18 protein-coding genes are annotated in these 18,731 nt (G+C 47.7%); 12 read left to right on the forward strand and 6 right to left on the reverse strand.

Features of this window, described 5'->3' with window-relative positions; all coding sequences use genetic code 11:
• The first annotated feature begins 89 nt into the window (after positions 1-89).
• From ubiT to LY387_RS02930, 7 genes are all read left to right on the forward strand, one after another.
• The gene (gene ubiT, locus LY387_RS02900) at positions 90-617 is read left to right on the forward strand and encodes a ubiquinone anaerobic biosynthesis accessory factor UbiT (RefSeq protein ID WP_042473597.1); all 528 of its coding nucleotides are present in this window, start codon (positions 90-92) and stop codon (positions 615-617) included.
• Complete coding sequence (locus tag LY387_RS02905; RefSeq protein ID WP_234495253.1) at positions 601-1,116, forward strand: GNAT family N-acetyltransferase; 516 nt, start codon at positions 601-603, stop codon at positions 1,114-1,116. Before ubiT ends, LY387_RS02905 begins: the two co-directional genes overlap by 17 nt.
• A gap of 117 nt (positions 1,117-1,233) precedes the next feature.
• Positions 1,234-1,665, forward strand: coding sequence for a DNA polymerase III subunit psi (locus tag LY387_RS02910; protein WP_234495254.1), 432 nt, complete (start codon positions 1,234-1,236; stop codon positions 1,663-1,665).
• Positions 1,652-2,119, forward strand: a complete 468-nt coding sequence (gene rimI, locus LY387_RS02915; RefSeq protein ID WP_234495255.1) for a ribosomal protein S18-alanine N-acetyltransferase — start codon at positions 1,652-1,654, stop codon at positions 2,117-2,119. The genes LY387_RS02910 and rimI overlap by 14 nt, the downstream gene beginning before the upstream one ends.
• Before the next feature lie 178 nt (positions 2,120-2,297).
• On the forward strand, positions 2,298-3,089 hold the full coding sequence (locus LY387_RS02920; RefSeq protein WP_234495256.1) for a hypothetical protein: 792 nt from the start codon (positions 2,298-2,300) through the stop codon (positions 3,087-3,089).
• A gap of 182 nt (positions 3,090-3,271) precedes the next feature.
• Positions 3,272-4,039, forward strand: a complete 768-nt coding sequence (locus LY387_RS02925; protein ID WP_042473607.1) for an SDR family NAD(P)-dependent oxidoreductase — start codon at positions 3,272-3,274, stop codon at positions 4,037-4,039.
• A gap of 62 nt (positions 4,040-4,101) precedes the next feature.
• The gene (locus LY387_RS02930; protein WP_128648295.1) at positions 4,102-4,506 is read left to right on the forward strand and encodes a hypothetical protein; all 405 of its coding nucleotides are present in this window, start codon (positions 4,102-4,104) and stop codon (positions 4,504-4,506) included.
• 68 nt (positions 4,507-4,574) lie between these two features.
• On the opposite strand, the gene LY387_RS02935 is transcribed toward LY387_RS02930, so the two are convergent.
• A complete protein-coding gene (locus tag LY387_RS02935) occupies positions 4,575-6,188 on the reverse strand; it encodes a FlgO family outer membrane protein (RefSeq protein WP_234495257.1) in 1,614 nt (537 codons plus the stop codon).
• A 326-nt stretch (positions 6,189-6,514) separates the two neighbouring features.
• Here LY387_RS02935 and LY387_RS02940 point away from each other — a divergent pair, with 326 nt between their 5' ends.
• Positions 6,515-7,651 (forward strand): BamA/TamA family outer membrane protein, encoded by a 1,137-nt coding sequence (locus LY387_RS02940; RefSeq protein WP_234495258.1) that lies wholly within the window; start codon positions 6,515-6,517, stop codon positions 7,649-7,651.
• A gap of 37 nt (positions 7,652-7,688) precedes the next feature.
• Here the strand turns inward: LY387_RS02940 and LY387_RS02945 are convergent, their stop codons facing one another.
• Positions 7,689-8,855 (reverse strand): MFS transporter, encoded by a 1,167-nt coding sequence (locus tag LY387_RS02945; RefSeq protein WP_234495259.1) that lies wholly within the window; start codon positions 8,853-8,855, stop codon positions 7,689-7,691.
• Positions 8,856-9,180: 325 nt separating this feature from the next.
• Between LY387_RS02945 and prfC the strand changes: the two genes are divergently transcribed.
• Positions 9,181-10,770, forward strand: a complete 1,590-nt coding sequence (prfC, locus tag LY387_RS02950) for a peptide chain release factor 3 (protein WP_234495260.1) — start codon at positions 9,181-9,183, stop codon at positions 10,768-10,770.
• A gap of 87 nt (positions 10,771-10,857) precedes the next feature.
• On the opposite strand, the gene LY387_RS02955 is transcribed toward prfC, so the two are convergent.
• The 4 genes from LY387_RS02955 to LY387_RS02970 form a co-directional block, all read right to left on the reverse strand.
• Positions 10,858-11,823 (reverse strand): ABC transporter permease, encoded by a 966-nt coding sequence (locus LY387_RS02955; protein ID WP_234495261.1) that lies wholly within the window; start codon positions 11,821-11,823, stop codon positions 10,858-10,860.
• Between the two features lie 2 nt (positions 11,824-11,825).
• Positions 11,826-12,956, reverse strand: a complete 1,131-nt coding sequence (locus LY387_RS02960; RefSeq protein WP_234495262.1) for an ABC transporter permease — start codon at positions 12,954-12,956, stop codon at positions 11,826-11,828.
• Positions 12,953-14,530, reverse strand: coding sequence for an ABC transporter ATP-binding protein (locus tag LY387_RS02965; RefSeq protein WP_234495263.1), 1,578 nt, complete (start codon positions 14,528-14,530; stop codon positions 12,953-12,955). The genes LY387_RS02960 and LY387_RS02965 overlap by 4 nt, the downstream gene beginning before the upstream one ends.
• Before the next feature lie 114 nt (positions 14,531-14,644).
• Positions 14,645-15,640, reverse strand: coding sequence for a BMP family lipoprotein (locus LY387_RS02970; protein WP_234495264.1), 996 nt, complete (start codon positions 15,638-15,640; stop codon positions 14,645-14,647).
• A gap of 314 nt (positions 15,641-15,954) precedes the next feature.
• Here LY387_RS02970 and LY387_RS02975 point away from each other — a divergent pair, with 314 nt between their 5' ends.
• From LY387_RS02975 to LY387_RS02985, 3 genes are all read left to right on the forward strand, one after another.
• On the forward strand, positions 15,955-16,080 hold the full coding sequence (locus LY387_RS02975; protein WP_128648315.1) for a DUF5363 family protein: 126 nt from the start codon (positions 15,955-15,957) through the stop codon (positions 16,078-16,080).
• The gene (locus tag LY387_RS02980) at positions 16,070-16,843 is read left to right on the forward strand and encodes a TatD family hydrolase (protein WP_234495265.1); all 774 of its coding nucleotides are present in this window, start codon (positions 16,070-16,072) and stop codon (positions 16,841-16,843) included. The genes LY387_RS02975 and LY387_RS02980 overlap by 11 nt, the downstream gene beginning before the upstream one ends.
• Positions 16,844-17,047: 204 nt before the next feature.
• Positions 17,048-18,313 (forward strand): NupC/NupG family nucleoside CNT transporter, encoded by a 1,266-nt coding sequence (locus tag LY387_RS02985; RefSeq protein ID WP_234495266.1) that lies wholly within the window; start codon positions 17,048-17,050, stop codon positions 18,311-18,313.
• The last annotated feature ends 418 nt before the right edge of the window (positions 18,314-18,731 follow it).

Raw genomic sequence — 18,731 nt, forward strand, 5'->3', positions numbered from 1 at the left:
AGCAAAAAATATTTGACGCACAACAGGATTTTTTTTGTACGAATACCGTATTATGTCGTTTCTTAAGTACAAACTAACGGAAAAACCGCGTGTTAGACAAGATTCGAAGTCAACTAGTTAAAAACGCAGCACAAATTTTGCGATCTCCAGTCCATTTTCTGCCAACCAAAATTCAGAATAAAGCGCTGCTTGAAGGGCTAAAAACCGTTTTTAAAGAAGCACTTGAGGACGGTGACTTCGAGTTTTTAGAACAGAAGTGGTTGAAAGTTCATATTCGTGATCTAAACCTCAGTTGGTATATTTCCTACAACGATGAGACGCTCGTCGTTTCCGAATCTGTTGAGCAAGAAGACGTCAGTTTTAGCGGTAATCTGAATGACTTAGTCCTAATAGCGGGGCGTAAGGAAGACCCAGATACGCTGTTTTTCCAACGCCGTCTAAGCATTGAGGGTGATACCGAACTAGGCTTAGAAGTAAAGAACTTAATGGATAGTGTTGATCTTGACGCGCTTCCAAAACCAATGTTGTCAGCATTGATGCATCTTGCAGAGTTCGTTCATAAAGGATTGCAGCCAGCTCAAGGCGCAAGTGAGGTACCTAATGCTTATTCGAACTGAAGCACCCGCTGACATTCTTGCCATCGACCGTCTACTTAAGTCAGTGTTTGAGACAGAGGCGGAAGCAAACTTGGTGATGGCACTTCGCGAGAACAGTCGCTTGACGCTGTCGCTTGTGGCATGCAGTGACGAAGGGGAAGTGATCGGCCACGTGCTGTTCTCACCAGTAACACTCAATGGCGAAGACTATGCTTGGCAGGGTTTAGCTCCACTTGCTGTGGCTCAATCGCACCAAGGCCAAGGTATTGCAAAGGCTTTGGTAAAAGAAGCGTTCGAGACTCTACCAGACTTTGGCTATCCAGCGTGTGTGGTGCTTGGCGATCCGAATTACTATTCAAAGTTTGGCTTCAGTTCCGCAAGCGAAGAGGGATTGAGCTGTCAATGGGAAGTACCAGAAGGTGCATTCCAGGTAAAATCACTGACGGCAGACTCGATTCAGACTCTTCTTTCTGGTAAATCGGGTGTGATTGAGTACAGCCCAGAGTTTCTACAGCTTTAATTCATTTTTCACACGAGTAAGATCCTACTTACTCGTGTGTTGGTGATCCAATTCGCCTCTGTTACACTTCGCCCAACATACTCGGATTTTGGTCGAACCTGATAAGCAGGCAGTCCTATGCATAACAGCACCACGCTACAGCTGATGGGTATTCAAACTTGGGAGCTCACTCACCCAGAGAGAATGCCAAACAGTGCTCAAGCCACATTTTCACTCACTCCATCTTGCCAGCTGCTGTTTGTATCAGCCGTGAAGCCGGAGGGAGAGCTCGTCTCATTCTTTGAAAAAATCTTAAAGGCGATGAAGTTAGAGCTTGATAGTGTCTTGCACATCACGCCAGAACAGCTTGGTCAACTCGACGCGCAGTCTGTCCCGACTTGGATGTGGTTCGCAGGCGATGAACATGCTGCTGACCGTTTTGAGCACTGGATGCAACTGCGTGACATACCATCAAAACCTAAGTTTCTTCAATCGTCTTATTTGGCCGAAATCGAGGGTGACGACAGTCAAAAACGACAGCTTTGGAATCAAATTCGTGCCTACAACTGATATCACCTTTACTGAGATACAAACATCCCATCTCGACGCTATTGTAAATATTGAGAGTCAAGCGCATAGCCACCCTTGGAAAACTTCCATGCTCCATGACCTAAACGGTCGAGGCGCACACAATGTGGTTATGCTGGTGGATGAACAGCCGGTTGGCTATTTCTATGCTCAGAATATTGTTGGTGAAGTGTCGCTATTAAACATTGCGGTGTCACCACTTCATCAAGGCAAAGGTTATGGTCGTCAATTGGTCCAGCACTTTTTAGCCTACTGTGAGACTGCCCAAGCGGAGAGTGCATGGCTAGAGGTGAGAGAGAGTAATGTGCCCGCTGTGTCACTCTATTTGGCGGAGGGCTTTAATGAGGTCGACCGACGCCGTGATTACTACCCAACCGAAGATGGTCGTGAAGACGCGGTCATCATGTGCTATCACTTTCTGTTTTCAGCAATGTGACAGAGGTGTGTCGTACGCGCCTCAACTCTAAATTTCCGCTCTATCGTGCCTAAAACTTAGTTAGAATGCCGACTAAACCGTCAGATTTATAGATAGGTTACATTACCCAGAGTTACTTCGAATAACTCGCCAGTGCTTCATACTGCCCGCAATTATTGATAATCATGGGATTAAAAACATGAAGCACATTCCAACTCTTTCTGCAGCGATCCTAGCCGCACTGACAGTCAATGCTCAGGCATCGGAAGAGCAAACCAATGACCCTGCTGACGTGACTCGTCCTCAAACCTACCTAAAAGTTGATTCTGGCGCGAAAGGCAAAGACGGCCTAACTCGCCTGCAATTGAACATGGCTGGCTCTTACAATGAAGACATTGGCTACCTAGGTCAGTTTGAGACCGACTTCCAGACCAACCTTGACGGACAAGAAGGTAAGTCGAAAGACTTTGGCCTGTCTCGTATCCGCGCACGTTACTTCCAAGTGCATGCAACGGGCTCAGAGGTGCTTCCTGAAATTGGCTTCTCGCTTGATTACATTAGTTATGGTTCAAACTGGGTAGCAAAGCAAAGTGGTGTAGAGCAAACCGCAGCAGTAGGCGCCGTTGCCAAAGTGATTACTCCGTTTGAAAACTGGGTCTCTTACCCGAATATCGCCGTGATGCGTAACGAGTACGACAACGGTCGTTCTGAAAACGGCTGGCAGGCAAACTGGTTCAACTCATTCTATCTGTCTGAGCAAGGTCACTATGTCACCGTGAACCCACAGTACGCGAACTACAACAACGCGTTTGGTAAAAACGAGCAGTCACTTGAGCTTAACTTCGAAGGTGGTGTGCCACTGACTTCCGATGGCAGCGTTTGGGGTAACGTCACATACTCAGAACACTTCTTCAAAGCAGGTACAGAGTCACGCATGAAGCATCTAGATGGCAATCGTGAAGTGCGTATTGGTGCCACTTGGTTCTTCTAACCAATTAGCGTAGACAGTTCCTCTCAACTCTAAGGCAAGGATGCCTTAGTTTCTACTTTATTCCTATTTTTAGTTCCCTTGTTACTGGATCGTTTCCAGTTACTAACTCCATCCCAATTCGCAGAGTCGTTACACTGAATCACAGTGAAATTCTAACCGAGTTAAATCCATGAGGACGCATAATGTCTATGCCATTTCAGCTTACCGATAAAGTCGTTGTATTGATCGGTGGAACATCAGGTATCGGAGAGGCGATTGCTAAGCGTTTAATCAATGCAGGCGCAAAACTGGTGATCGCCGGTGTCAATGCGAACGAGCCGGCGCTGCAGACGTTGGAGGCGCACTATGTCTATGCCGATGTGACCGATGAGTTCTCGCTAAGCGAGCTCATGGCGATTGCGTTCGAGCGCTATGGCCAGATTGACGTGTTGGTGAACTGTGCTGGCTCGACCAATGGCTACAGCACCATCATGGAGTCGAAGAAATCGGAGTACAACGCCAACTTTGAAGTGAATGCGTTGGGTACGGCTTTGACGATCAAACACGCTGTACCTTACATGCCAAAAGGCAGCAGTATTATCAATATTGCATCGGTTGCCGGTACACAGGGCGTGCCATACCTAGGGGCGCTTGCTAGCTCAAAGTGGGCGGTTTTGGGTATTACTCAAACAGCAGCACTTGAACTTGGTACCAAGCAAATACGTGTCAACGCCGTATGCCCTACCTCTGTCGATACCCCGCGTGCGCACACGTCCGGTGGCGAGCCACAACTTCGCATGGAGAAGCGCGCCGTCCCACTTGGTCGTATCGCGCAGCCAGAAGAAGTCGCCGCGGTGGTGCATTTCTTAGCATCGGAAGACAGTAGCTTTGTGAATGGCCAATCAATTGGTGTTGACGGCGGTTTCAGCGCCGGCATGAGTATTGATGCCTACAATCAGCTCGCACAGTGATCAGCTCGCACAGAGATCAAATTGCACAAGAACCAACTAGCACAATAATTTGGAGCTTATTTATGAATAAAACCCGTTTACTTTTAGGAGCATGCCTATTGATGCTCAGCTCAAGTACTTTTGCTTATTATTGCGATCAAGAAGCGGAAGGCGCTGTTGTCGGTGCCGTCGATGGTGCGATTACCGGTGCGATTGTTGGTGGTATTGTTGATGGCAGTGATGGTGCGAAAACTGGCGCTGTGATTGGCGGCGGTGCTGGCGCGGTCGGTGGTGCTATTGATGGTGCTTACTATGAGGGTGCTTGTGAAGTGGCAACGGATGTGATCGTTGAAGACGAGATCATTGCAGAGGAATATCTGGCGGAAGAGTATATTGAAGAAGAGTACATCGCCGAAGAGATAGTCGAAGAAGAAATTGAAGATGAGTACTTAGCTGAAGAGATCTACGACGACGCTTTGTACGACTAATTCGGAATTCACAGCCATCAAACTATAAGAAAAGAGAGCCAATCGGCTCTCTTTTTGATTCTAACTTTTTATAAACGTTCGAGGGCTTCAAGTAGCTTGTTTTTAATTGCCGGGCTTGAGATAAAGGCACCCAAATATCGCTCTTCATTACCCTCGAAGTCAGGGCGGATTTGCAGCATTTCTTTGTAGCTTGCTTGAGCTTGTTTAAACTCACCCTTGTAGACTTGGATGACCGCTTTGAGCATCGGGATCCAAAATAGACGACGTAGCGATAGCTTGCTGACCGACTTCTCAGCACCGTCAAAGTCATCTTGCATGATCTTATACACCACAGAGGCAATCGAGAACCAAGGTGGACGGAACGGGTTCAACTCTTTAGAGCTGCGAATCAGCTCTAGGCCTCGTTCGAATTCGCCTGCCATGCACAATGCCCAGCCACACAAACCAATCTGATAAGCCGCATTCGGGTTGATATCCAATACCTTGTCGACGGTCTCTATAATGCCGTTAACGTCGTCTTTCAACTGATGCGCCATCAGCATTGCCATTTGTGCTTCTTGGTTGCTTGGCTCTAGCTCTACCGCGCGACGAGCGTGGTTCAGACCAGTTTCAACAGCGTTGTCGACCTGTCCCATACCGAGCATCTCGGCATCAAAGTACAGAACCGCGAGCATAGAGTGAAGCAGCGCCACATCAGGCTCGTTCTGTACCGCGCTAAGCAATGCTTGCATGGCTTGAAGGTGGGTATCTTCTGTCAGCGTCATTAGGTAGTGACGATAGCGCAGGGTAGCTTCATAAGTCGATAAGTGCTCAATCTTCTTCTGATTGCAGCTCGCATAGATTTCACGATGGATAATTCCAAAGCTAGACGCAAGCTCAGCAACAATCTCGGCGATGATGTCGTCTTGAACAGAGAATAGGTCTTCAGTGGCGAGGTCACAGGTGTACTTTTCAGCCCAGACTTGCTCACCGCTGTCGGTGCGATACAGCTTGGCATAGATGCGTACCTTGTTGCCAAGGGCCTGCATAGTACCTGATGTAATAAACGATACATTGAGCTTCTCACCAAGACCTTTCACATCTGCGGACGTGCGAGGGTCAATATTGGTATCACCAAGGGCATGCATCGAGACAACTTTTAGCATGTCAAAGCGAGCAAGCTCAGTGGCGAGCTCTTCACCAAAGCCTTCTGCAAAGAAGCGTTTTTCAGCATCATCTGATAGAGACAAAAATGGCAGTACAGTAATGGTTGGATTAAGAGATTTATTGGTCTCGCCAACCATTTGCGCCAGAGTTGTTGATTGACGAGCGGCCTGTGGAACCTGAGGGGTAAAGAGAGGGCTGTAGCGACCTTTAGGGATCGACAGTACCAATGGGTCATTAACCCCTTCCGTTAAATAATACGTTTCGAGAGTGCGTCGGACGCGACCCGCTTGAATTCGAACAATTGGGTCTGCTTGATGATCAAAATCAGCATCACGATCAAAGACCTCGGTAGCAATCGTAAATTGCTTTAAGCGATCTCCATTACCCGCCAAAGTTTGCTCTACAACGAAAGAGAGGAGCTGCTTCATCTTAGGGCTTTGGTCGAATGCTTTGCTGGAAAGAATTCGATTGAGTTGATCTTTCACACGGGCTTGATTTTCTTCGATTCGAATATCTAATGGAGCTTGTTCTGACACCGTTGGTAACTCTCTCTTTGTAGGATCTGCGTATTCTGCCACTTTAGGACATTGAAAAATAGTAACGAGTTCACTTCTTGATTAAAAACTAGATATCACTCGCTACTCATACCAATATAAAAGTATGCACGCCGTTAAAATAATAATCTAAACCATAGACTTATCATCAGTAACTATAGACGAGCTGAATGCTTACAGCGAGCCGACAGGCTGAGATTTTTACTAAAAAGTGCCGCCAACTCAGTGGCTTTTGTTATCTAAACGTGATTATTATGTAACGATTGATATCCACTAATGCTGTGCGTTTTTACGCGTGGGGAGAGGTCATGGAAAAGACGAATAATAGGATAATTCTGGCAGCGATTTCAGCCTTGTGTGTCTCGTCAAATGTTGGAGCGATGGGACAGTTTATTGATCCCAAGGATGGAATGTTTGATGCGAGTAAATGGGTGCTGGATAACGCCGTGGGTTTTATGCCTGTGCCCATCATTATTACTGACCCAGCCGTTGGCGCTGGTGGTGGTGCAGCGTTACTGTTTTTCCATGAATCTGAGAAGCGCAAACAGCTTAGAGAAGATAACCCCGACGAAGTGGTGGGTTTGCCGCCAAGTGTCACGGCAGTGGCAGCGGCGGCAACCGAGAATGGCTCTTGGCTAACCGGCGCATTCCATTTTGGTTCATGGCAAGAAGACACTTGGCGCTACCAAGGTGGTTTGTTCTATGGCTCTTTCAACCTCAAATACTACGTTGTCGATACCCCGTTTGATTTTAATATCGATGGTCTCTATTTCATGCAGGACATTGACTATCGAGTTGCGGGCAGCGATTGGTTTGTTGGTGCTAAGTACTCGATTCTTTCTTCAAAAAGTACGTTCGATTTAGGCGGCTCGATCCCAAATATTCCGCCAATCGATTTTGATTTAGAGGACGCAGGTGTCGAGCTTAAGGTTACCTATGACAGTCGGGATACCATCTTTACGCCTAATGATGGGCTAAAAGCTAAGCTAAGTGCTGACTTCCACAATACGGCATTTGGTGGCGACGTCGACTACACAAAAGCTCGTGCACAGGTGAACTATTTCGCCCCTGTTCGAGATGATCTCATTATCGGCGTCAGAGGGGATTACCAAACGGTTACAGACGATGCGCCATACTACGCAAGACCTTTTATTAATATGCGCGGTATTGCCGCCATGCGTTATCAAGGGCAGGATATGGCATTGGCTGAGCTTGAGGCGCGCTATGACATTACACCTCGTTGGTCAATCATCGGATTTACTGGAACCGGTAAAGCCATTGAAGATGGGCAAAGCTTCTCCGATGCAGAGTATCAGAGTGTCGTCGGTGGAGGCTTCCGATACCTTGTTGCAAGACAGCTTAATATGCGGGTAGGTGTGGATGCTGCGAAAGGTCCAGAGGAGTGGGCGTATTACATTACTGTCGGGCATGCGTGGCAGTTATAGTGGTTGGAGAAGCCCACATCACGTGGGCTTGCTAAAGCTACTTTTTCTTGAGAAGTAAGGTTACCCCCGCGAGTATCAGTGTAACCACAATACTGCCTGCACAATAGTTAACCACCGAGACAAACCCGTTTAGCTCTATTAATTGACCTGCGATAAAGGTGCCCGCACCAAAACCCCCAGCCATTGCAAACAATAGTAACCCTTGTGTCAGCGCCGGTGAGCTTGGGCTAAGTGACTCAGCAATCGCGGGTATAGCCATATCAAACCAAGAGATTGCCTGCATCATCAGCATAATGAGTAGGATAGGGACCAAGCTCGACACGCCAGTATCGACCGCTAGCCATAAACCTATTGAGGTTACGGCATAGCAAGCCAAAGCTGCCATCCAGACAACATAAGACCCAAACTTCTGCGCGTAACGTCCCGCTGGTTCAAGTAGTAGCATCGTAACTACGGCTGAAGCAGCAAGGCCAAAGGCGGAGTGCCCGAGGTCTACATTAAACACCTCTTTTATGATGATAGGCCCCGTTTCCATCAGGTTGCTTGAGGTGAACATCGAAATGAACACGGTCACGAGAAACACTATGAAAGCAAGAGTACTGGCACTTTTTGAAGTAGCTTGAACGCTGTCTTCAGATTCACCGCTTGTGGTGATTCGTGGAGGAGGCGAGATAAACACGGTGATGATCGAAACCACGACAAGCATCATCAATAGCAGCAATTGCTGCTCAGAGCTCCAGCCTAAAAGTGATACCAAGCCAACTAAACTACCAGCGACCACAATGCCAAAAAACTGCATTTGAAATAACCGACTTAACCCACGGCTTTGATCTTGTTCATTGAGTGCATTGAGTACAAAGGCAGGGTTGAGCACAAGCTGTGTGACGGTGCCAATACCAATACTGAGTCCAACCAGAATATACATGTAGCTTGTGGTGCCAGCAAAGTAGAGCAGAATGAGTGAGGTTAGGTGGGAAAACAGCGCCACCTTTTGCAGCTCGCGGTGAATGGAGTATTTGTCTGCCAGCCAACCAATCAAGGGTGCGCAGACACCAAACAGACCGACCAGCGACATTACCGTACCCATTAGAGCCCCGCTGCCTGTTCGCTCAATAATGAGCGGTGTCAACATAAGGGCAATACCAACCCACTGAACGACACCAACGGACATCTGTGCCAAGTACCATGGCCTAAATATGGTCATAATCAAACCTCATAATATTTTCAAAACTAGAACTGATACCTAATGCACTGATTTGAAGAACAATTAGGGCTTAGGTATCGGCTCTCTGCTGTGTTGGACTATATCGATTTGAAGGCAATGGACGCAGTGTATTACTGGTTGTTACTCAAAAGGCTAGGTATCTTACTGGCAGAGATGAGGGCTAGATGAGACCTTGTCAAAACTAGTGATTGAGAATCACAGCCAGATCGGTGAAAATAGCGCCCATTATTTTTTCGACGCCTTCGAGTAGTGGTTGAGCCAATACTCTCAAACGCTATTCTACAAACCAAGAAGATCGAGATTCATGTCAAATCCTCAATTTCAGCAAGAAGTTTCTAAGCGCAGAACTTTTGCGATCATCTCTCACCCGGATGCGGGTAAAACCACCATTACTGAAAAAGTACTGTTGTTCGGAAACGCGATTCAGAAAGCAGGCACAGTAAAAGGCCGTGGCAGTGCACAGCACGCAAAATCGGACTGGATGGAAATGGAAAAAGAGCGTGGTATCTCGGTAACAACCTCCGTGATGCAGTTCCCATACAACGACTGCTTGGTGAACCTTCTTGATACCCCAGGGCACGAAGACTTCTCGGAAGATACCTATCGAACACTGACGGCGGTTGACTCTTGCTTGATGGTTATCGATGCGGCGAAAGGTGTCGAGGATCGTACTCGTAAATTGATGGAAGTTACCCGTCTCCGCGATACGCCTATCGTTACCTTCATGAACAAACTCGACCGTGACGTTCGTGACCCAATGGAAGTATTGGACGAAGTAGAAAGTGAACTTGGCATGATGTGTGCGCCAATCTCTTGGCCAATTGGTTGTGGTAAAGAGTTTAAGGGTGTGTATCACATCCACCGCGATGAAACGATTCTTTATGAATCAGGTCACGGCCACGAAATCCAAGAAGTACGCATCATCAAAGGTCTTGATAACCCAGATCTTGATGAAGCAGTGGGCGCTGATCTTGCTGAAAGTGTACGTGAAGAGCTTGAGCTAGTAATGGGCGCATGCCCTGAGTTTGAACTTGAGTCATTCCTAAAAGGTGAACTGACGCCAGTTTACTTCGGTACCGCTCTTGGTAACTTCGGTGTTGACCACATGCTAGATGGTCTGACTAAGTGGGCGCCAGCGCCACAAACTCGTCAAGCAAACGAGCGTGACGTTGAAGCGACAGAAGACAAGTTCTCTGGTTTCGTGTTCAAGATCCAAGCAAACATGGACCCTAAACACCGTGACCGTATTGCCTTCATGCGTATCGTATCGGGTACCTACAAGCAAGGTATGAAGATGAACCACGTTCGTACTGGTAAAAACGTCAGCATCTCTGACGCAGTAACCTTTATGGCGGGTGACCGTGCGCGCGCAGAAAATGCGTACGCAGGTGATATCATCGGTCTTCACAACCACGGCACTATCCAGATTGGTGATACCTTCACTCAAGGTGAATCACTGAAGTTCTCTGGTATTCCAAACTTCGCACCGGAACTGTTCCGTCGTATCCGCCTAAAAGATCCATTGAAGCAGAAGCAGCTTCTGAAAGGTCTGGTTCAGTTATCTGAAGAGGGTGCAGTACAGGTATTCCGCCCACTACAAAACAACGACCTGATCGTTGGTGCGGTTGGTGTACTTCAGTTTGACGTGGTTGTTGCGCGTCTGAAATCTGAGTACAACGTGGAAGCGATCTACGAGAGCGTTAACGTCGCAACAGCACGCTGGATTGAGTGTGACGACGATAAGAAGCTCGAAGAGTTCAAGCGCAAGAACCAAACCAACCTAGCGCTGGATGGTGGCGACAACCTAAGCTACGTTGCACCGACTATGGTGAACCTAAACCTAGCGCAAGAGCGTTTCCCAGATATTAAGTTCCGCGCGACGCGTGAGCACTAATACTGGTTGATTGAATAAATAAAACCGCTCGATTGAGCGGTTTTTTTGTACTCGATGTTAGAGAGAATAAAAAACGCGAAGCGTTAGCTACTCACGCTCCTTAGTATAAGGCACCCCAATCGCCTTAGGCGCCACCGCCTTACCAATAAACCCAGCCAACAAGAACACCGTCAACACATACGGAATCGCCTCAATCGCCTGTACAGGAATTGGGAAGTCACCAATCGATACACCCTGCATACGAATCGCCAATGCATCCAAGAAGCCAAACAGCAAACATGCACCCATTGCTGTAAACGGACGCCACTTACCAAAGATAAGCGCCGCCAAAGCCATATAGCCCTTACCCGCACTCATGTTTGGAATAAACTGCGCCGTTTGTGCCACGGACAAGTAAACGCCGCCGATACCAACTAACACGCCACAAATAGCGACCGCAGCATAACGCATGCGAACTACTGATATACCTGCGGTATCAACGGCTGATGGTGATTCACCCACAGCGCGTAGACGAAGTCCAAAGCGCGTCTTAAACAGTAGGTACCAACAAGCTGGGACGATGAAGACCACCATGTAAACCAGAATCGAGTGGCCACTGATAAGCTCTGAGTAAAGGAGACCTAGAACAGGCACATCCGCTACCGCATCAGCACCTGGGAAGGTGATAGGCGCAAATCGCGCATCGCCTGAAAGTGCTGGTGTTTGACCGCCTTGTTGGAACCAGTGACGACCAAGCGTAATGGTGAGGCCAGCAGCGAGGATGTTGATTGCCATACCACTGACGACCTGATCGCCGCGGTGGGTGATCGAGGCAAAGCCGTGGAGTAACGCAAGTAATACCGACACGCCAACACCCGCAAATAAACCGAGCCAAGCGGAGCCTGTGACATGTGCCGTCGCAGCACCCGCAAATGCAGCAGCCAGAAGCTTACCTTCTAGGGCAATATTAACGATACCCGAGCGTTCACAAAACATACCGGCAAGCGAGGCAAGGATAAGCGGGGTTGCCACACGTAGCGTGGCATCAAGCATGAGAATAATCGTTTCAAACATAATCAAGCGACTCCTTTCTCTGCTTGTTGCTCAGCTTGCTTCTTGCCGAACAGTTTGAGGTAGGTTCTCTCTAGAGATGGGCGGAACATATGCTCAAGTGCGCCAGAGAATAGGATCACCAAGCCTTGCAGTACCACAACGATGTTTCGGTCAACACCGTACTCAAAGCTTAGCTCCGCACCGCCTTGGTATAGGAAGCCGAACAATAAGCTTGCGAGCAGTACACCCACTGGGTGGTTACGACCCATCAGTGCAACGGCGATACCGGTAAAGCCAAAGCCTTCAACGAAGTTCAGTTTGATCTGGTGTAGCTCACCTTGAAGTACGTTCAGGCCAAAGAAGCCCGCCAACATGCCTGAGATAAGCATGGTCAAGATGATGATCTTCACATACTTGATGCCTGCGTAGTTAGCTGCCGATGGGTTAGAGCCCACAGAGCGGATCTCGTAGCCCCAGCGTGAGTGCCACATCAGTAGCCACACAAACACACAGCACAAAAGAGCAAAGATAAAGCTCAGGTTCATTGGGCTTGGTGCCATTTCAATCCCAACGACCGAGAGGATCTCATGCATCTTTGGTAGCCAACTTGAAGCCGCAAAGACCCGGCTTTCTGTTGCCATGGTGGTTTCTGGCTTGAGGATATCGACCAACAAGTACGCCATCAAAGAAGAGGCGATAAAGTTGAACATGATGGTGGTGATAACGATGTGAGAGCCCCGTTTGGCTTGTAGATAAGCAGGGATAAACGCCCACGCTGCACCAAATAGGCCGCCGACAACAATTGCTACCGGAAACACAAAATACCAAGGGGCATATTCGCCTAAGGTGAGGCAGATAAGCCCCACACCGAGACCGCCAATGTAGGCCTGACCTTCGCCACCGATGTTAAACAGACCCGCGTGAAACGCGACGGCGACAGCAAGTCCGGTAAAGATAAAGCCTGTGGCGTAATACATGGTGTAGCCAAAGCCCTCGGCGTAACCAAAGGCACCCGTCCACATCACTTTTGCAGCATCAATCGGATTGATGTCGATATACATAAACAGCAGGGCAGACACTAGGAATGCCACCAGCACGTTAATCGCTGGTAGCAGAGCCACGGTTACCCAAGCTGGAACTTTTGCTTGGCTCATGCACTTTCTCCTTGTGGCTGATTGGCCGCTGCCGATTTAAGGTGGTCAGGCATGATGTTTGCCATCATAAGACCTAGGGTTTTCTCATCGGCATCTTTGATTGACACTTCGCCGACAATCGCGCCATCGAACACGACAAGAATTCGGTCAGAAAGGCTCAATATTTCATCGAGCTCTACCGAGACTAAAAGTACGGCTTTATCGGCATCACGCGCTGCGATGATCTGCTGGTGGATGTATTCAATAGCGCCGATATCAACCCCACGAGTCGGCTGTCCGACCAAAAGCACATCCGGGTTTTGTTCCATTTCACGGGCAATCACTAGCTTTTGCTGGTTACCACCGGAGAAGTTAGCGGTTTTCAAAGTCGTGTCGTTAGGGCGCACATCCCACTTATCCATGCTCGCCTGACAGCTCTCCTTGATGGCCTGCTTGTCTTGCAGAAGACCTTTGTTGTATTGCGGCAGGTGATGGTAGCCAAGGATATAGGCCTCTTGCGCCTCGAACTTGTTGATGAGTCCTTGCTTGTGGCGATCTTCAGGAATATGACCGACGCCGATCGCGCGAACCTGCTGCGGATCAAGCACGGTGTGCTTATCGATGTGGCTGCCGTTAATGTCAATGCTGCCCGAATAAGGCTGGATGATGCCGGAAAGCAGGGCGAGGATCTCGGATTGCCCATTGCCAGATACGCCGGCAATACCGACCACTTCACCTTGACGCACGCCAAAGCTCACGCTTTTCACGCGCTCGACGCCTGCGTCATCAAAGTACTGTAAGTTATCGACTTTAATCAGCTCTTTCTTCGGATTGGCTTCTGACTTATCGACTTTGAGGCGAACTTTGCGTCCTACCATCAGCTCAGCCAGTTGCTCTTTATTGGTGTCGGCGGTGACCACATGTTCCACCATCGCCCCTTGGCGCATGACGGAGATGTTATCGGTGATCGCCAATACTTCACGCAGTTTGTGCGTGATGATCATAATGGTGGTGCCTTGCTGGCGCAGTTTGTCGAGGATCTTAAATAGGTGATCCGCTTCTTGAGGTGTCAGCACGCCCGTTGGCTCATCGAGGATCAAGATCTTCGCGCCGCGATAGAGCGCCTTTAAGATCTCCACTCGCTGTTGAAGACCTACCGGAAGCTCGCCAACTATGGCGTCTAAAGGGACCTCCAAGCCATAATCTTCGGCCAGTGCTTTGAGTTTCTTCTTAGCTTTGCCAAGGCTTTCTTGTAGCTTCCATCCATCTTCAGCGCCGAGAACAATGTTCTCGAGTACGGTAAAAGTCTCCACCAACATAAAGTGTTGGTGCACCATGCCGATGCCTGCCTTGATCGCTTCCTGAGAGTTCGCTGGCTTATAACGTTCGCCATTGACGGTCATCTCGCCTGCATCTGCGTGGTAAAAACCGTAAATAATACTCATAAGAGTGGACTTGCCTGCACCATTTTCACCAATGATGCCGTGAATCGTGCCTTGTGGAACTTTCAGGTCGATATACTTGTTGGCGTGCACCGCGCCAAATCGCTTATCGATCTGCTTGAGTTCGATGGCAATAGATTGTCCATGTGTCACTAGATACTGCCTTATAATTATACGCCGCTGTTTTTAGGCAGCGGCGTTGTTATATTTGAACCTAGGTTATTGATAAATAACTACAACATAGGTTTTCATTCTGAGTGTATGAGGTTAGATGTTACACGTGTTGTCAGACATGTAGTCGTGAACGGCGATCTTGCCTGATACGATGTCAGCTTTAAGGCCGTCTAGGTACTCTTTCATTTCTGGTGTGATTAGATCTTTGTTGTAGTCATCGTATGCCCACTCAACCGCACCTTCTTTAAGACCTAGCACCTTGATGCCTGCTTCCCAGTTACCTTGCTCAGCTTCTTCCCACGTGTTGTAAGCGGCAACGCCTACCTTCTTAACCATTGACGTCAGCATAGTGCCTGGTTGTAGGTGGTTTTGGTTTGAGTCAACACCGATAGCTAAGTTGCCCGCATCTTTCGCTGCTTGGTAAACACCCATACCTGTGCCGCCTGCTGCTGCGTAGATAACGTCCGCGCCTTTAGAGAACTGAGATTTAGCAAGCTCAGAGCCTTTCGCTGGGTCAGCAAATGCTGCTGGCGTAGAGCCTGTCATGTTTTGGAAGGTTTCGATTTGTGGGTTTGCGTATTTCGCACCTTGGCGGTAGCCGCACTCAAACTTACGAATTAGCGGAATGTCCATGCCACCTACGAAGCCAACCTTCGCAGTTTTTGATGCTTTAGCGGCAAGTGCGCCGACTAGGAATGAACCTTCATGCTCTTTAAATACAATAGATTGCACGTTTGGCTTATCAACCACCATGTCGATGATCGTGAATTGAATGTCTGGGAATTCAGTGGCAACCTTTTCTACCGCTGAAGCCATGTTGAAGCCAACAGCAACGATTGGTGTGAATCCACGGCTCGCTAGACGGCGCAGACCTTGTTCGCGCTGTGCTTCATTCTGTGGTTCAAATTCACGTACCTTAATGCCTTTATCTGCATTGAAGACTTTTACACCATTTTGGAACACGGCTTCGTTGAATGATTTGTCGAATTTACCGGCTGTATCGTAAACCACTGCTGGTTTTGCTGCGAATGCACCAAATGAAGTAACTGCCACTGCGAGTGCAGACATTTTTAGAATAGTTTTTTTCACGATCAATTCCCTTATAGTGTCGAATGATGGGGCATCATTGACGATTCGATAGGCTAGGCGTATCCAAAATAACTTGCCTAGAAAGTAGTCGTTTGTAAAAACATGATCTGGCCAGCCACAAGCAAACCGAACAGTTTACAAACAATGCGTGCCATTTTATCGTTTGCTTGTGCAAAAAAAACGCTTTGCATGGCAGCATTGAGGTATAAGTCACAACTTAGTGACAAAACTCTAACTATTGCAGCTATCCTTTGTATAGCGTGGCGCGACGCGCTAAATGCTGCAATCGATTACACCTTTTTTTTGGAGTCATGATGTTGAAGTTAATGAAGAAATGGCTAAAGAAGTATGACGAATGGTGTGCCTCTCTCGGTCTCACTCCAGAGAACAAACGCAGCTGCGTTCCATACAAAAAAGAGCCCAACCGCGATGATAGATAGTCACTGTCATCTCGATCTACTTGCGGATAAAAAAGAGATCCAACAGGTACTTCTCGATGCGAAGAGCGCTGGTGTACAGAAAATTGTTGTCCCTGGGATCAATGAAGCGAATTGGGAGCGAATTAGAAAGCTCTCGACAGACTACGACCAGATCCATTATGCATTAGGCTTTCATCCGCAGTTTTTGGATGGTGTTACGAAAAGCAGTCTCGAGCGACTCGCTCAACGGGTTGAGGAACAGGTTCCAGAAAAATGTGTGGCGATTGGCGAGTGCGGGCTCGACTTTTATCAGGGTCGTGTAGGTGAAGCCTTTCAAAAGCAGGTTCTAGAAGCTCAGATAAAGTTAGCCAACCACTGCAAGTTGCCAGTATTACTCCATTGTCGAAAGGCTCATCAAGACCTTGTGGTATTACTTAAACAAACTCAGCCGAAATATGGCGGAGTTGTACATGGCTTTAGTGGCAGTCTGCAACAAGCGATGGACTTCGTAAAACTGGGTTTAAAAATTGGCGTAGGCGGTGTCATTACCTACGAAAGAGCAAAGAAAACACGCGCGACGATAGCGGCTTTGCCTTTGGAAAGTTTGTTAATAGAAACAGACGCACCTGATATGCCATTAAGTGGTTATCAGGGCAGTCCTAATGAGCCTAAAATGATAAGTTTGGTGCTATCTTCTTTAATTGAGTTGAGAAATGAATCCGAGCAAACGGTTGCCTCACAATTGGATGTCAATAGCAAATCTACGTTTAAATTTTGTGATTAAAATTGACTTAAATTGTGAATTCGAAAACGTTTGCAGAGCTCAATTGTGAGATCGATCACAAATCTCAGTGTATCTCCCATGTGTTCAGAACGAAAGTGTGAGGGGGGTACTACTTTCTTTTCTGTGGGTTTGTATAATCGCCCCCGCTTTTGAGCTTCAATTTTTGTTACACGCCAAATTTATTATATAAGGAAGTCATAAACTATGAGCCTGTTTATGAGCCTGGTTGGTATGGTAGTGCTTATTGCAATCGCAGTACTACTATCGGATAACCGCAAAGCTATTAATATCAGAACTGTGGCTGGCGCATTTGCTATCCAATTTGCACTAGGTGCATTCGTTCTTTACGTACCTTGGGGTCAAGAGATCCTACGTAGCTTCTCTGACGCTGTATCTAGCGTGATTAACTACGGTAACGACGGTACGTCATTCCTATTCGGTGGTCTTGTTTCTGACAAGATGTTTGAAGTATTCGGCGGCGGCGGTTTCATCTTCGCTTTCCGTGTACTACCTACACTAATCTTTTTCTCTGCGCTAATTTCTGTACTTTACTACCTAGGTGTAATGCAGTGGGTTATCAAGATTCTTGGTGGCGGTCTGCAAAAAGCGCTAGGTACATCTCGTGCGGAATCTATGTCAGCAGCAGCTAACATTTTCGTAGGTCAAACCGAAGCACCTCTAGTTGTACGTCCTTTCGTACCTAAGATGACTCAATCTGAGCTATTCGCGGTAATGTGTGGTGGTCTAGCTTCTATCGCTGGTGGTGTACTTGCAGGTTACGCTTCTATGGGCGTGCCAATCGAGTACCTAGTAGCAGCATCTTTCATGGCAGCACCTGGTGGTCTTCTATTCGCTAAGATCATCAAGCCTGAAACGGACGAGCCAGTAGAACAACTACACAGCATGCAAGCTGAAGGTGAAGACAAGCCAGCTAACGTTATCGACGCAGCAGCGGGCGGTGCATCTGCAGGTCTTCAACTAGCGCTGAACGTAGGTGCAATGCTAATCGCATTCATCGGTCTTATCGCTCTAGTTAACGGTATGCTTGGTGGCATCGGTGGCTGGGTTGGTATGCCTGAGCTACGTCTAGAAATGATTCTAGGTTGGATCTTCTCACCACTAGCATTCCTACTTGGTGTGCCATGGTCTGAAGCGACAATCGCTGGTGAGTTCATCGGTATGAAGACGGTTGCGAACGAATTCGTAGCATACGCGAACTTCGCACCATACCTAGGTGAAGCAGCTCCAGTTGTTCTTTCTGAGAAAACTAAAGCAATCATCTCATTCGCTCTATGTGGTTTTGCGAACCTTTCTTCTATCGCAATCCTACTAGGTGGTCTGGGTAGCCTTGCACCTAAGCGTCGCGGTGATATCGCTCGCATGGGTGTGAAAGCAGTAATCGCAGGTACGCTATCTAACTTGATGGCAGCAACGATTGCTGGTTTCTGTCTAAGCCTTGCTGGCATGTAATTGCTCGCGTTAAGGTAATTAGTATATAGACGCCGTATTAAATCGCCCCGTAGCAAGAAATTGCTGCGGGGCTTTTTTGGTTTTTGGGGGCCAGAAAACCTCAATAGTCCTTTTGGGATAAGGGATGAATGATGGACAACGGAACTTTTTTGAGATACAAACCGTTTGCGTTTTAATCGGTACTACCGTTTTTGAGATCACTCCTATACTGTATAGGCTACTCAGTAACTCATCGTGTGTTTAAGGTAATGACACAGACAATTGATGAGTTATTCAGCCAGAGCCAGTTCTCACCACAGATAGGAATCAGGTGATCTAAACGAGCAGGTACTGTGCGGTGACAGGGATAGCAATTGGTGAGGCAGCGAATTTGCCGAGCCGAGTCTTCAAGGAACCAAGTCCGTTCATTTATTGCTGA

The organism is Vibrio maritimus, from assembly GCF_021441885.1.
In the GTDB taxonomy this organism is placed as follows: domain Bacteria; phylum Pseudomonadota; class Gammaproteobacteria; order Enterobacterales; family Vibrionaceae; genus Vibrio; species Vibrio maritimus_B.

Excerpts from the sequence above, each read along its gene's own strand:
- LY387_RS02905 (WP_234495253.1), top strand. The coding sequence starts at position 601 with ATGCTTATTCGAACTGAAGCACCCGCTGACATTCTTGCCATCGACCGT.
- LY387_RS02910 (WP_234495254.1), top strand. The coding sequence starts at position 1,234 with ATGCATAACAGCACCACGCTACAGCTGATGGGTATTCAAACTTGGGAG.
- LY387_RS02920 (WP_234495256.1), top strand. The coding sequence starts at position 2,298 with ATGAAGCACATTCCAACTCTTTCTGCAGCGATCCTAGCCGCACTGACA.
- LY387_RS02925 (WP_042473607.1), top strand. The coding sequence starts at position 3,272 with ATGTCTATGCCATTTCAGCTTACCGATAAAGTCGTTGTATTGATCGGT.
- LY387_RS02930 (WP_128648295.1), top strand. The coding sequence starts at position 4,102 with ATGAATAAAACCCGTTTACTTTTAGGAGCATGCCTATTGATGCTCAGC.
- LY387_RS02940 (WP_234495258.1), top strand. The coding sequence starts at position 6,515 with ATGGAAAAGACGAATAATAGGATAATTCTGGCAGCGATTTCAGCCTTG.
- LY387_RS02945 (WP_234495259.1), bottom strand. The coding sequence starts at position 8,855 with ATGACCATATTTAGGCCATGGTACTTGGCACAGATGTCCGTTGGTGTC.
- prfC (WP_234495260.1), top strand. The coding sequence starts at position 9,181 with ATGTCAAATCCTCAATTTCAGCAAGAAGTTTCTAAGCGCAGAACTTTT.
- LY387_RS02955 (WP_234495261.1), bottom strand. The coding sequence starts at position 11,823 with ATGTTTGAAACGATTATTCTCATGCTTGATGCCACGCTACGTGTGGCA.
- LY387_RS02960 (WP_234495262.1), bottom strand. The coding sequence starts at position 12,956 with ATGAGCCAAGCAAAAGTTCCAGCTTGGGTAACCGTGGCTCTGCTACCA.
- LY387_RS02975 (WP_128648315.1), top strand. The coding sequence starts at position 15,955 with ATGTTGAAGTTAATGAAGAAATGGCTAAAGAAGTATGACGAATGGTGT.
- LY387_RS02980 (WP_234495265.1), top strand. The coding sequence starts at position 16,070 with ATGATAGATAGTCACTGTCATCTCGATCTACTTGCGGATAAAAAAGAG.
- LY387_RS02985 (WP_234495266.1), top strand. The coding sequence starts at position 17,048 with ATGAGCCTGTTTATGAGCCTGGTTGGTATGGTAGTGCTTATTGCAATC.